Raw genomic sequence first — 14,021 nt, forward strand, 5'->3', positions numbered from 1 at the left:
CCCAAAATTTCTTTTGGGCACATCTAACCAATCAATCATGAGGCCAAAATTAATTCTTCTTTCTCATAGAATTAACCAAACTTTATAGCCTCTATATTTAAGTCGGCTTTTTTCTGTAAACCTTTCACATCTTTTCCTAGCCCTTTTTTAATGTGTCATTCCCCCAAGCGTTATATAATAAATAGAGCTTTTCATCTCTAACCTCAAAAGTTTCGAGTCAATATCTACTTTTTTAGAACTTGTTGCAATAGTATGCACAATAGCCTCCATGTTACGGAATGAAGGCTTTTATATCAAAAAATTATACTTGATTTATAAAGTCATTAAATTACAGCCTCTAATATCAGAACTATCGAATCTTCCAATAATTTCAAATTGTCCATTGTCGTAAACCTTTCCTAAATCTTGTGTGGCAATAAAAGAACACGAATTAAGATTGGCTAGATCAATAACATTAACACCTCCGGTTTTGTTGGTCTGTTGAATTGTGAGTGCATCTTCAGTATCGCGCGTTAAAATTTTCATCCAAGGCGGGCACTCAAAAATACCGTTACCTTTGGAGTAGGCTTGACTTAAAAGCTCTGTCATACCATATTCGCTATGAATTTGGTCGACCCCAAAGCCAGATTTAAGAATGTTGTGCAGTTCTTGACGTATAATTTCTTTTCTTCTCCCTTTCATACCTCCAGTTTCCATAATAATGGTATGATTGAGATTAAATTGAAATTGCTCAACTAAGTCCAATAAAGCGAAAGATACACCAATGAGCAAGGTTTTTTGACCTTTAGCTTCAAGTTCATTCATAGTTTTTGCTAAATCTTCAAGATTATTTAAATAAAATCCACTTTCTGGATACTTAGATTTGCCAATTAAATCATTAACCATATAAATTAAGGAAGAACCATCCCGCTCTAGGTAAGAAGGCAATAAGGCTAGGATTACATAATTTTCAATGTTTCCATAAAAAAAATCGAAACCTTGTAAATAGCTACTTTCATAAAGTCCTAGGTCAGTTACCAAATGTTTGCTGGTTACACTTCCTGTTGTGCCAGAACTTGTAAAGGTCTTTTCTATGCGTTCTTCGGTACTTAATACTCGATGTGTTTTAAAAAACTGAATGGGTAAAAAAGGAATATCGCTAATCTGTTTTACTTCGGAGGGATGTTTGTAAAGCAAATCACAGAATGAGCGGTATACGCTATTGTTTTTAAACTGAAATCTAAAAATATCTAATGCCATAGCATCGAACTCTGACTCAGATTTTATATTAAAAATTGCAGCTTTAGAAATCATACCGTAAAAGTATGGAAAATAAAAAAGCGTAGCTTATTAGGCTACGCTTTCGTTATGTAAAAACAATTATTACTTAATCACTAATTTCTTAGTTGCAGAAGCATTGTTTTGTGTAATTTTTAAGATGTAAATACCAGTATTTAAATTAGATACATCTAAAGTGTTATTTGTAATCGTTGTGCTAAGCACTTGTTTTCCTAAGATATCATACCCTATAACAGAAATAGCTTCACTTTTAGATGAAGAAATAGTAATTTCTCCACCGTTTGTAGGATTTGGATAGATGGAAAAAGCAGTTGCTGTAAAATCACCATTAGAAAGTGTAGCATCATCATTCTCCAAACCAGGAGAAAATAAAGCTCCTCCGTTTCCTGTTATTGAAGAATGGTCAACAAAAGATCCTGTAAAGTCTGGAGCTCTACCAATAGATTGATTGTTGCCAGCATTACTATAGGTTAAAGATAAAACTTCAGTACCACCCCCATCTCTAATAGTAATTGTATCACCGCCGTTATTTAAACTTAACGGACCAGAGCTTACCAATACAGTTCCTGATATTCCTGTTGGTGTACCACCTCCAAAAACAGTTAAAAAGCTATTAGGTTGTAATATAGTACCTAAAGGGAATGTGTATCTTACTGATACAGCATCTTCAATAGTATAGTCAGATAGGTCAATTGCACTAGAGCTGTTATTATAAAACTCTATAAATTCGTCATCATTTGCATCTGCAGTGCCATCACCATTAGCGTCACCAACATTTCCTGCAGCATTACTTGGGTCTGCATTGACTTCGTTAATTAACAATGTTTCAGGATCACATTCTGCTGCTGGTACAGTGCCAGATATAGTTGTACCATCACAATCACCACCATTTATTGTTAAATCCCAAGCATCTCCCTCGGATAAACCAGTTATAGTAATTGTTCCATCGGCAAAGGCTGCAGGATCATCTCCAGAAATCGCTCCACTAGTGGTTGTTGTAACAGATGTAATCGTAGCTTCAGAACCTGTATAAGGAATATTTATTGTTACACCATCGTTATTGTCGCCATCTGTATTAGTAGCACAAGTATAAGATTCTGTTTGTAAAACTACATCACAAACTGCGCATGCAGATGTAGGTCTTACGCCTAAAGTTGGGCAAGTACCAAAAGCGGCTAATTCTACATTAGACACATCCCATGAAGAAAAACTACCATCTGAATCTAAATACTGTATTCCAATAAACACATCAGTTCCTGTTGCTGCAGATAAATCAATGTTATAAGATCCAGGATCTGAAATAACTTGAGCAGAAGTCCACGTAGCACCGTCTGGGCATAAACTACTGTAATCACTTGTATATTGTATATCTAAATCACTTCCATCAAAACCTTCAGCAGCATCAAAAATTAATGATAAATCACTTACGCCAGTCATATCTAATGGGCCGAATATTAGCCATGTATTAGATTCTTCCATACATCCGCCACCGCAGAAACCGTTCATGGAGTATGTACCAGAACTTTCAGACCATTCATCCATATCAGAGTTGCTAACAACAGTTACTAATTCAAACAATTCAGAGCCACCGCTTAAATCGAAACAAGTGTTAGGTATAGGGTCACATTCAGCAGAAGGTACAGTACCAGAGACTGAGATCATATCGCAATCGCCACCATTTAAAATAACATCCCAAGTATCACCTTCACTTAAACCAGTAATAACTATTGTTCCATCTACAAATGAAGCTGGGTTGTCACCGCCAACAGTACCACCACTTGTAGTAGTTACAGATGTAATACCAATATTACTGCCAGTATAAGGAACGTTTACATTAACACTATCATTATCGTCTCCAATAGTATTAGAATTACATGTGTAGGTTGCCGTTTGTAGAACAACACCACAAGCAGCGTTCTCTACTTTAAACGAAGTTGTAGTATAACCATCGCCAGAACCATTTTCATCGAACTCAAAACCTACAACTAAACTGGTAGCACCAGATACATCTAAGCTAGATACCGAATAAATAAGATCAGAGGAGAAGTCAGACATAACGGTTTCAACTCTAGATCCACCATCTAATATGTAGAAATAACTAAAAATATCACCATTAGCTCCTGTTACCTGAGTTATTGCAGAAATGTTGACGTTAGAAAATAATGAAACATCTATTGAGGCACTTTCAAAAATTCCTACACCTCCCCAATCATCTGAAACCAATGCGCCACCAGAAACACTAAATGAATTAGCTGTGCCATCAGTTGCAGGTTCAGTATCGTATCTTAATACCCAGTCATTTGGTGCAGCACCACCAGTTACAGAAGCTGGACCAGCAGCTGGGGGAGAAGCAGTAGTATGATCTGCAAAACCATCACCATCAGTTGAAAAATCTGCATCATATAATGTTTGTCCAAAAGACATAGCAGATATTAAAGTTGCAAATAATAAAAAGTAAAGTTTTTTCATAATTGATTTTTAAAAAATTAGACTGTAAATATAGTAACTATTAGTGAGTTTAAGCTGAGGTTTTTATCAACAATTGGCTTTTTTACAATAAGTTAACATGTTAATTATTAGAGCATTTTAATTTTCAATGGTTTAGAATTTTAATGTTAGAGAATTGTTATCATTTAATGAGAGTAGTTGCATAATAGAGATATATTTTATCTTTACGCAACCTTAAAATTAACTTAACAGTGAAAAAAAAGGATATTAAGATTTTATTAGTGGACGATGAGCCAGATATTTTGGAGATAGTTGGGTATAACTTATCATCTGAAGGTTATCAGGTCATTACGGGAGAAAATGGTATTCAAGCTATTGAAAAAGCCAAAAAGCACAAACCCCATTTAATTATATTGGATGTCATGATGCCAGATATGGATGGCATTGAAGCCTGTGAGCGTATACGACAAGATTCTAAACTCAACAGTACCATTATTACATTTTTAACAGCTAGAGGTGAGGACTACTCACAAATGGCTGGTTTCGATGCAGGTGCAGATGACTATATTACAAAACCAATTAAGCCGAAAGTACTTGTTAGTAAAGTTAAGGCACTATTAAGAAGACTCAAAGAAACTGAAAGCACAAATGATGCTATTAAAATTGGGGATTTGGTTATTAACAGAGAAGAATACAAAATAACAAAGAAGGGAGAAGAAATAATATTGCCTAGAAAAGAGTTTGAATTGTTATCTTTGTTGGCAACCAAGCCTGGTAAAGTTTTTAAGCGCGAAGAGATTTTGGATAAAGTTTGGGGTAATGAAGTGGTTGTAGGTGGAAGAACCATTGACGTACACATTAGAAAACTTCGCGAAAAAATAGGAGATAAATCTTTTAAAACCGTTAAGGGCGTTGGGTACAAGTTTGTAGACTAATGCAGAAGAAAAATTTAAAGAAAACATACAAGTTTGCAATTAGAACTTCGTTGTATGTTACGTTATTTGCAACACTCCTAGTGGGTGTTTTTTTATATTATTACCATACATTTAATTGGCAGGTAATTCTCTTTCCTGTAATTTGCTTTCCTCTATGTTTTCTCATTGTGCAATATAGGGTGGAGCGTTTTATCTATAGACGTGTTAAAAAAATCTATGATGATCTAACGCTTTTGGAATCCACAAGTCTGAGGCAGCAACCCATAACAACAGATATGGGAACATTGACCAAAGAGATTGATAAATACGCCAGAGATAAAAAGATTGAAATCGAAACTTTAAAGGTAAGAGAAGAGTACCGTAAAGAGTTTATTGGCAATGTATCTCATGAGTTAAAAACACCTTTGTTTACTGTGCAAGGTTATATTGATACGCTTTTAGATGGAGGGATTAATGATGAAAAACTCAAAAAAAAATACTTAAACAGAGCCAGTAAAGGAGTAGAACGACTGACATATATTATAAAGGATTTAGACATGATCACTAAGCTCGAAGTAGGTGACCTAAGTCTAAATAAAGAACACTTCGATATTGTTGAGTTGGTGAAAAATGTATTTGAGCTCTTTGAAATGAAAGCTGCAAAGAAAAGAATAACACTAACGTTTGATATTGATTACCCAAAACCCATAATAGTACATGCGGATGTAGAGCGCATCCAGCAAGTACTGACCAATTTAATTGTTAATTCTATTAAATATGGAAGGGAAAATGGAACAACGGAGATCAGTATAGAAAATTTAATAAAAAGTAAAGTTATTATACGAGTTACGGATAATGGTGAAGGTATAAGTAAAGAAAACTTACCACGTCTGTTTGAACGTTTTTATAGAGTCGATAAAAGTGGCTCTCGTAAAGAAGGAGGTTCTGGTTTGGGGCTTTCTATTGTTAAGCACATTATCGAAGCTCACGAAGAAAAAATGTATGTAGAAAGTGAGCTCGGCGTTGGTAGCGAATTTTCCTTTACATTAGAAAAGGCTGAATAATTTCTTATAATTTATCTCGTACTGAAAATTATTAAAACCTGAATAATCTTTAATATCATTTAGCATTTTTATCTCAAAGGCATCTTGTTTGCAACTAGGCGCAATACCTTCAGAACTAAATTTTTCAGAAAGATATTCTTGTTCAAACTGACCTGGTGTAGGTATTAAGAATGCTTTCTTTTCAAGTTTGGCGTAATCCATAATCGACGTGTAACCCGATCTACTTAAAACCATTTCACTTTCATTCAAAGCAATTTCGAGTTCTTGGCTTGTCATAAAATTATAGATTGATATATTTTCTTTTTCAACTTTGAGCTGTTCTGCTTCAATGATGCCTTTTACAAAACAGACTTTTCCATCATAAGATTGTAGTTCATTGAGTAGCTTTTCTTGTAAATAAGTGCGTTGCGGTTCTGGTCCAGACAGTACAACGAGAAGGTCATATTTTTTTTGAAGATTAAATTTTTTAAATCGACTTAAAGGTCCAATATATTTTACTGATGGCTGGTAATTTTCTGTGTGCCCCAAGTCCCCACTTAAATTATTGGTACCCATGCGATGGTCTGGGACCCAACATTCTTCAAATTTAGAAATAATGTTCTGGTGCAACTTACTGCTAAGCCAAGTAGTGCCGCCGCTCAAAACCCGCAGTTGGTGTGTTATAAAAACTGAGGGAATAGCATTGTGCCTTACGCCAAAGCGATTATCAGAAATAATACCTGAAATATGCTTGGTCTCAACTAAGCTTTCAACGACTTTTCTCTCTCTTTTTATGGTCTTTAAAAGGTGAGGAGAATCCCTGAGGAGTTTCAATTTAAAACCATTCGCTTTTTTAGAATATGTAATATTGTAAGACGGTAATTCTAAAGCTTGAAGATATGGAAATTCTTTTTTTAATAATTGTAAAGCACCACCATCACTTGCAATTACAGGTTCAAAATAGTGTTCTCTTAAAGCATTTATAATAGGAATGCATCGTGTGGCGTGACCTAGTCCCCAATTGAGTGGTGCAACTAAAATTCGTTTATCGTGTTGAGCTTGTTTCAGTATGTTTTTATTTTACATATCCATATAAGAAACAAAGATAAACCTAAAATGTTTCCTTAATTTTACCGAATTATTAAATGAGCTCAAAAAGTGTTAAAAACGTGGGAAGTAAAAACAAACTCAAACGATTTAAAGAAAATGAAACCTTTGCTAATGTGTTTCAGCCCAAACGCGAGGAATTAACCGATGAAGATTATCCGCTTAAAGGCAATTGGAGAAAAGAATTCTTTAATAACGATAATCCATTAGTCTTAGAATTGGGCTGTGGAAAAGGGGAGTATACTGTTGGTTTGGCAAAGCGTTATCCAAATAAAAATTTCGTTGGTATAGATATTAAAGGGGCGCGATTTTGGAGAGGTGCAAAAACAGCACTAGAGGATAATATATCAAATGCAGCATTTTTAAGAACACAAATTGAATTGATTGATGGCGTTTTTGCCGAAAATGAAGTTGACGAAATCTGGATTACCTTTCCTGACCCACAAATAAAATACAAGCGTACAAAGCATCGCTTAACCAACCTTCAGTTTTTGGAGCGTTACAAAAAGGTGCTAAAACCCAATGGATTAATGCATTTAAAAACCGATAGTGAATTTATGCACGGTTATACACTGGGTCTGCTTCACGGTCTAGGTCATGATGTTTTATATGCCAATCATAATGTGTATAAATTAGAGGGCAGTCCAGAAGAAGTAACGGAAATTCAAACCTATTATGAAAACCAGTATTTAGAGAAAGACAAAGCAATTACGTATATTAGATTCAAAATCAACTAAAATTTTGAGCATCACAGTCGTTTTCTTCCTCGGGCTCTTTGTAGCACTCATTGGTGTAATTCCTCCAGGTTTGCTTAATATGACAGCCGCAAAGATAAGTCTAAAAGAAGGTCCTGGAAGAGGTATAACATTTTCATCTGGTGTATGTTTGGTTGTTTTTATTCAAACTTATGTAGCAGCAATTTTCGCAAGGTACTTGTCTAATCGTCCAGATATTGTCGAAATTCTGCAACGTGTAGCCTTTGTTATCTTTGTTTTAATCACCATTTACTTCTTGGTAGTTGCAAAAAACCAAAAAGAAACAAAAGTTGAGGCTGATGTTAGGAGCAAGAAAAGCCGCTTTTTTCATGGTGTATTTTTATCGGCACTTAATGTGTTTCCTATTCCTTATCAAGCCTATATGACCATAACACTAGCGTCATTTGGTTGGATGAATTTAGAACGTACCAGTATAATTACCTATGTTACGGGAGCTGCAATGGGAACTTTTGTAATGCTATATTTCTACATTTTCTTTTTTGAAAAAATAAAGAATAAAAAGTTTACTTCCCAAAAAAGTATGAACTATAGTATAGGGATTATTACAGGTATTGTTGCTTTAATAACACTAATAAATATTCTTAGAGAACTCTGATGAAACCTGAAACACTGGGATTTTTTGAGAAAGTGTACGAAGTTGCACGACTTATACCTTATGGCAGAGTAACAAGCTACGGAGCCATTGCAAAATATTTAGGGGCTGCAAAAAGTGCACGTATTGTTGGCTATGCCATGAATGGTTCAGGTGGGAAAGATGTGCCAGCGCATCGTGTGGTCAATAGAAAAGGTTTGTTGACTGGTAAACATCATTTCGATGGTACCAATTTAATGCAGCAATTACTCGAAAATGAAGGTGTAGAAGTTGTTGATAATCAAATTCAAAATTTGGAAACTGTGTTTTGGGATCCGGCGAAGGAACTTTAAATTAAACAATTTATTACGCCTCATTAACATATCTAATGGATTCGCTTCTGGATTTTTGTCTCTTATATATAAACCAAATCCAACCATTATACAATTCAATTTATCCGCTTCAAAATCTAAAGGTTTTGCAGTATCTTTGCATTTAGAATAAATCCAAATAAAAAGGAATATGAGGTTCATTTTTTTATCTCTTTTTTCTTTTCGATACATATGAAATTAAACAAACAAGATATACTAAACGCACTTAAAACCATAACGGCTCCTGGTGAAGGTGAGAATATGGTCGATAGCGGAGCGGTAACTAATGTTGTAACCTTTGCAGATGAGGTTATTGTAGATATTACGATTAAGAATCCTAGTCTACAAGCAAAGAAAAAAACGGAAGTAGAAATACTGCAAACTATTCATAGAAAGGTTTATGAAAAGGCGAAGATAAAAGTTAACGTAAAAGTTGATGCACCTGTTGCAAAGCCTAAAAATGAAATCAAGGGAAAGCCAATACCTGGTATTCAGAATATCATAGCAGTAGCTTCTGGTAAAGGAGGAGTGGGTAAATCTACAGTAACGGCTAATTTAGCAGTCACTTTAGCTAAAATGGGCTTTAAAGTAGGTGTTTTGGATGCGGACATATACGGGCCATCAATCCCTATAATGTTCGATGTTGCCAACGAAAGGCCATTATCGGTTAATATTGATGGCAAATCTAAAATGAAACCAGTTGAGAATTATGGAGTCAAAGTACTATCTATAGGCTTCTTTACTAAACCAGACCAAGCAGTCATTTGGCGAGGGCCAATGGCATCTAAAGCCCTAAACCAGATGATTTTTGATGCAGCTTGGGGCGAACTAGATTTTTTATTACTCGATTTACCTCCAGGTACAGGAGATATTCACTTAAGTATTATGCAAGCATTACCTATTACGGGTTCGGTTGTGGTAAGTACACCTCAAAATGTAGCACTAGCTGATGCAAAAAAGGGAGTGGCTATGTTTCAGCAAGATAGTATCAATGTTCCAGTTTTAGGAATCATTGAGAATATGGCGTATTTTACACCAGCTGAATTGCCAGAAAACAAATATTATATCTTTGGAAAAGAAGGGGCAAAGCATTTAGCAGAAGATTTGGATGTGCCTTTTTTAGGAGAGATACCTTTAATACAGAGTGTAAGAGAAGCAGGAGATGTTGGTCGACCAGCAGCCTTGCAAACGGCTTCACCTATTGAAGATGCTTTTAAAGAACTAACACGAAATGTCGTTCAGCAAGTTGTGGATAGAAATGAAAATCTACCAGCAACGGAAGCAATAAAAATTACAACAATGGCAGGTTGTTCTGCTATAAACAAAAAGTAAATGAGCTCAGAAGAACTTAAATTGAATGTGGAAAAAGCACTAGACGAAATTCGTCCATTTTTACAGAGTGATGGAGGGGATATTAATTTGTTATCAATCGATGACGGTAAATTCGTCAAGGTGCAACTTGTTGGAGCGTGTACATCTTGTAGTGTCAATCAGATGACCTTAAAATCTGGTGTAGAGATGACCATTAAAAAATATGCTCCACAAATAGAAAGTGTTATTAATGTTGAATAGTTAATGTGACTTTTATCACAATTTTCTTAGAATAACATTAGTAGTTTTGTGCAGAATATGATTAAAGACGACCTGCAAGGTTTTTAAAACCTTGTAGGTCTTTCAAAATAAATAAAATGAAGCCAGGGTATAATTAGGATTCCTGCCTTCTTAGTAACAAGATGATTACAACCGATATACTTATTATAGGAGCTGGCCCAACCGGGCTTTTTACTGTTTTTGAAGCGGGTCTATTAAAGCTAAAATGCCATTTAATTGATGCTTTACCGCAACCTGGCGGACAATGCTCTGAGATCTACCCGAAGAAACCTATTTACGATATTCCTGCATATCCAGAGATTTTGGCTGGTGATTTAACAGATAAGTTATTGGAGCAGTGTAAACAGTTTGAACCTGGTTTTACACTAGGCGAACGTGCAGAAACTATTGATAAGCAAGAAGACGGTACATTTATCGTTACCACTAATAAAGGTACTAAGCACCATGCTCCTGTTGTTGCCATTGCTGGCGGGCTTGGGAGTTTTGAACCACGTAAACCTTTAATTCACAACATAGCTGATTTTGAAGACAAAGGTGTTGAGTACATCATTAAAGATCCAGAAATGTATCGTAATAAAAGAGTGGTTATTGCTGGTGGTGGAGATTCTGCATTAGACTGGAGTATTTTTTTAAGTGATGTTGCTTCCGAAGTGACGTTAATACACAGAAGAAATGAGTTTCGTGGACATTTAGATTCTGTAGAGAAAGTACAAGAACTTAAAAATGCTGGCAAAATCAACTTAATTACTCCAGCAGAAGTAGTTGGTATAGTTGGTAATGATAAGGTTAAAGCAGTTGTTGTAAAACAGGCACAGCATATAGAAAAAGAATTTGAAGTAGAATGCGATCATTTTGTACCGCTTTTTGGCTTGTCACCTAAACTTGGCCCTATTGCTAACTGGGGTTTAGAGATTGAAAAGAATGCCATTAAAGTGAATAATGCCTTAGATTATCAAACTAATATTCCAGGGATATTTGCTATTGGTGATGTGAATACATACCCAGGGAAGTTAAAACTTATTCTTTGTGGATTTCATGAAGCCACATTGATGTGCCAAGCGGCATACCAAATTATAAATCCAGGGAAACGTTACGTATTAAAATATACAACAGTTAGTGGAGTAGATGGGTTTGATGGTACACGAAAAGAAGCTCCAAAAGCTGTTGTTAAAGCAATTGAATAATATCGTCAGTTCGAGTTTTTACTTTTTTTAGAAAAGTAAAAGTATCGAGAACAAGATACTTCTCGATATATTCCTCGTAAACTCGGAACACTCGAAGTCACAATTAAGTAATATGGATAATCAAGACATCAACATAACAATCATAGACAGGGAAGGTGTAACTCACAAAGTTGAAGCCCCTACCGATATGGCTATGAATCTCATGGAAGTTGTGCGCTCTTACGAGTTGGCTCCAGAGGGTACTATTGGTGTATGTGGTGGTATGGCGATGTGTGCATCTTGCCAGTGTTATGTGTTGAGTGAAACCGAATTGCCAGAAATGCAAGATGATGAGGAAGCGATGCTTTCGGAAGCATTTTATGTGAAAGACAATTCGCGTTTGGGTTGTCAAATTCAAATGACTCCAGAAATGGAAGGTTTAGAGGTTGAGTTGGCTCCTGAAAGTTAGTTTTTTGTCATTTAGAGCGGAAAAGAAGCATCTTAAAATGAGATTCCTCAATTGCACTTTATCTCGGAATAACTTTTATAATTCATTCCGTTTTATAATCCATCAAAGCAGTTGGCCCTTCCAACAAAAAGCGATCGATTTTTAATGTACCGTCCTCGGTAGTGACGATTTGCCATTTGATTAAAGCTATTTTTCCAGCTTCAATTTCAAGACCAGTTATGCTTCGCGGATGTACACAACTGCCGTCGTTAAAGTAGGCGATATCACCAGGCTCAGGGAATCGTGGTCTATGCGTGTGGCCTGTCACGGTAATTAGGTTATCATTTTCGGTAATCCATTTTTTGGTTCTGCGTTCTACTTTTATAAGCTCTTTATAGTTTTTTGCAGGACTCGTTGGGTCGGCTATTCCCATAACATTTAAAGGCTTCCAGAGAATACGGACCATAAAACGACTCCATTTCCAAAAAAGATAATTCCACCAATCGGCTTGGTGTCCATGGCATAGAAATAATTCTTGTCGGGTTTTGGTATGCTCTAGAACAATACCTTCATGATATTTTATATCACAAAACAATTCTACATCTTCACCAATTTTAGGATCAAAATAGGTAGATAGGTATTTATCCACATAATCAGGATGTCGATATACCATATCATGGTTTCCCCAAATCATATGCAAACGACTTTCGTCATGAAATTGCTTCATAAGTAGATACACATTTTTGTGGGCATGAAGTATTGATTCAAAAGAAAGGTTTTCCCATAATTCGTCACCATCACCAAGTTCACAATAACTAAATCCTTCAGTATAATAATGTTTTAAAGCATGAAAGTAAATATTTCTATTGTTGGCAAAATCGTCTGCAAAACTATTATCACCACGGTGGCAATCGCTAAACAAAATGAATTTTGAAGCATCATCGAACGGAATACGTTTGGCATTTTTATAAGCGCGATCTAATCTCGATTTTGATGACATAAAGTAAATGTAAACAAAAATGCCTTTCGATTATAGAAAGGCATTCTAATATATGTTTAATTATTTAACCGTTTGAATACGTTAAATAAATATGATTTACCACTATTTAAAGGCATTTAACCCAGTAATATCTAAGCCTGTAATTAGCAGGTGAATATCGTGAGTGCCTTCATAGGTAATAACACTTTCTAAGTTCATAGAGTGGCGCATTATACTGTATTCTCCCGTAATTCCCATACCACCAAGCATTTGTCTAGCTTCTCGAGCAATATTAATTGCCATATCTACATTATTACGCTTTGCCATTGAGATTTGAGCTGAGGTCGCGGTACCATTTTCGCGCATTACGCCTAGTCTCCAAGCTAGTAATTGTGCTTTTGTGATTTCTGTTATCATTTCGGCCAATTTCTTTTGTTGCAGTTGAAATTGCCCAATTGGTTTTCCAAATTGTATACGCTCTTTACTATATCTTAAAGCAGTATCATAACAATCCATTGCAGCACCAATGGCTCCCCAAGCAATACCAAAACGTGCTGAATCTAAACAGCCTAATGGCGCACCTAAACCAGATTTGTTTGGTAACAAGTTTTCTTTTGGTACTTTTACATTATCAAAAATAAGCTCACCTGTGGCAGAAGCTCTTAATGACCATTTGTTATGGGTCTCTGGAGTTGAGAACCCTTCCATGCCACGTTCTACAATTAACCCATGGATTCGACCTTCTTCATTTTTAGCCCAAACTACTGCGATTTGACAAAATGGGGAATTACTAATCCACATCTTGGCACCATTTAAGAGATAATGATCTCCCATATCTTTGTAGTTTGTGGTCATGCCACCAGGATTACTTCCATGGTCTGGCTCTGTTAAACCGAATGACCCTATCCACTCACCAGAAGCCAATTTTGGAAGGTATTTTTGACGTTGTGCTTCATTTCCATATTTCCAGATTGGGTACATTACCAAAGAGGATTGTACAGAAGCTGTGCTGCGTACACCGGAATCTCCACGCTCAATTTCTTGCATAATGAGACCATACGAGATCTGATCTAAGCCAGCTCCGCCATATTCTTCGGGAATGTAAGGTCCAAAAGCACCAATCTCTGCCAAACCTCCAATAATAGACTTAGGAAATTCTGCTTTTTGGGCAGCGTCTTCAATGATGGGTGAGACATCACGTTTTACCCATTCTCTTGCCGCATCTCGTACTAATTTGTGCTCTTCAGTTAGTAACTCGTCTAAGTTGTAATAATCTGGCGCTTCGAATAAATCTGGCTTCATTTGTAGTTGT

General features: G+C 35.9%; 14 protein-coding genes. 9 read left to right on the top strand and 5 right to left on the bottom strand.

The window, feature by feature from the left end:
• Positions 1–312 precede the first annotated feature (312 nt).
• Complete coding sequence (locus tag KCG49_RS06945; protein ID WP_218545461.1) at positions 313–1,293, bottom strand: LuxE/PaaK family acyltransferase; 981 nt, start codon at positions 1,291–1,293, stop codon at positions 313–315.
• A 69-nt stretch (positions 1,294–1,362) separates the two neighbouring features.
• The gene (locus KCG49_RS06950) at positions 1,363–3,747 is read right to left on the bottom strand and encodes a T9SS type A sorting domain-containing protein (RefSeq protein ID WP_218545462.1); all 2,385 of its coding nucleotides are present in this window, start codon (positions 3,745–3,747) and stop codon (positions 1,363–1,365) included.
• A gap of 230 nt (positions 3,748–3,977) precedes the next feature.
• On the opposite strand from KCG49_RS06950, the gene KCG49_RS06955 reads away from it, so the two are divergent.
• Positions 3,978–4,661, top strand: coding sequence for a response regulator transcription factor (locus KCG49_RS06955; RefSeq protein ID WP_218545463.1), 684 nt, complete (start codon positions 3,978–3,980; stop codon positions 4,659–4,661).
• Positions 4,661–5,704: a sensor histidine kinase gene (locus KCG49_RS06960; RefSeq protein WP_218545464.1), complete on the top strand. Its 1,044-nt coding sequence runs from the start codon at positions 4,661–4,663 to the stop codon at positions 5,702–5,704. Before KCG49_RS06955 ends, KCG49_RS06960 begins: the two co-directional genes overlap by 1 nt.
• On the opposite strand, the gene KCG49_RS06965 is transcribed toward KCG49_RS06960, so the two are convergent.
• A complete protein-coding gene (locus tag KCG49_RS06965) occupies positions 5,687–6,517 on the bottom strand; it encodes a glycosyltransferase (protein WP_369680350.1) in 831 nt (276 codons plus the stop codon). The genes KCG49_RS06960 and KCG49_RS06965 overlap by 18 nt on opposite strands.
• Positions 6,518–6,852: 335 nt before the next feature.
• Between KCG49_RS06965 and trmB the strand changes: the two genes are divergently transcribed.
• The 7 genes from trmB to KCG49_RS07000 all read left to right on the top strand — a co-directional run bounded on the left by trmB (position 6,853) and on the right by KCG49_RS07000 (position 11,751).
• Positions 6,853–7,527, top strand: a complete 675-nt coding sequence (gene trmB / locus KCG49_RS06970) for a tRNA (guanosine(46)-N7)-methyltransferase TrmB (RefSeq protein WP_218545506.1) — start codon at positions 6,853–6,855, stop codon at positions 7,525–7,527.
• Between the two features lie 4 nt (positions 7,528–7,531).
• A complete protein-coding gene (locus KCG49_RS06975; protein ID WP_218545465.1) occupies positions 7,532–8,161 on the top strand; it encodes a LysE family transporter in 630 nt (209 codons plus the stop codon).
• Entirely contained in the window at positions 8,161–8,490 is a 330-nt protein-coding gene (locus KCG49_RS06980; RefSeq protein WP_218545466.1) for an MGMT family protein, read from the top strand. The genes KCG49_RS06975 and KCG49_RS06980 overlap by 1 nt, the downstream gene beginning before the upstream one ends.
• Before the next feature lie 210 nt (positions 8,491–8,700).
• Positions 8,701–9,840 carry an Mrp/NBP35 family ATP-binding protein gene (locus tag KCG49_RS06985; protein ID WP_218545467.1) on the top strand — a complete coding sequence of 380 codons (1,140 nt, stop codon included), beginning with the start codon at positions 8,701–8,703 and terminating at the stop codon, positions 9,838–9,840.
• Positions 9,841–10,080, top strand: coding sequence for a NifU family protein (locus KCG49_RS06990; protein ID WP_218545468.1), 240 nt, complete (start codon positions 9,841–9,843; stop codon positions 10,078–10,080). It abuts the gene before it with no gap.
• A gap of 161 nt (positions 10,081–10,241) precedes the next feature.
• Complete coding sequence (locus tag KCG49_RS06995) at positions 10,242–11,303, top strand: NAD(P)/FAD-dependent oxidoreductase (protein ID WP_218545469.1); 1,062 nt, start codon at positions 10,242–10,244, stop codon at positions 11,301–11,303.
• Positions 11,304–11,415: 112 nt separating this feature from the next.
• A complete protein-coding gene (locus tag KCG49_RS07000) occupies positions 11,416–11,751 on the top strand; it encodes a 2Fe-2S iron-sulfur cluster-binding family protein (RefSeq protein WP_218545470.1) in 336 nt (111 codons plus the stop codon).
• An 82-nt stretch (positions 11,752–11,833) separates the two neighbouring features.
• Here the strand turns inward: KCG49_RS07000 and KCG49_RS07005 are convergent, their stop codons facing one another.
• Together KCG49_RS07005 and KCG49_RS07010 are read right to left on the bottom strand one after the other, a co-directional pair.
• Entirely contained in the window at positions 11,834–12,730 is an 897-nt protein-coding gene (locus KCG49_RS07005; protein WP_218545471.1) for a metallophosphoesterase family protein, read from the bottom strand.
• 102 nt (positions 12,731–12,832) lie between these two features.
• Positions 12,833–14,011, bottom strand: a complete 1,179-nt coding sequence (locus KCG49_RS07010; protein WP_218545472.1) for an acyl-CoA dehydrogenase family protein — start codon at positions 14,009–14,011, stop codon at positions 12,833–12,835.
• Positions 14,012–14,021: the final 10 nt, after the last annotated feature.

The sequence above is a fragment of the Winogradskyella luteola genome, from assembly GCF_019203985.1.
GTDB lineage: Bacteria > Bacteroidota > Bacteroidia > Flavobacteriales > Flavobacteriaceae > Winogradskyella > Winogradskyella luteola.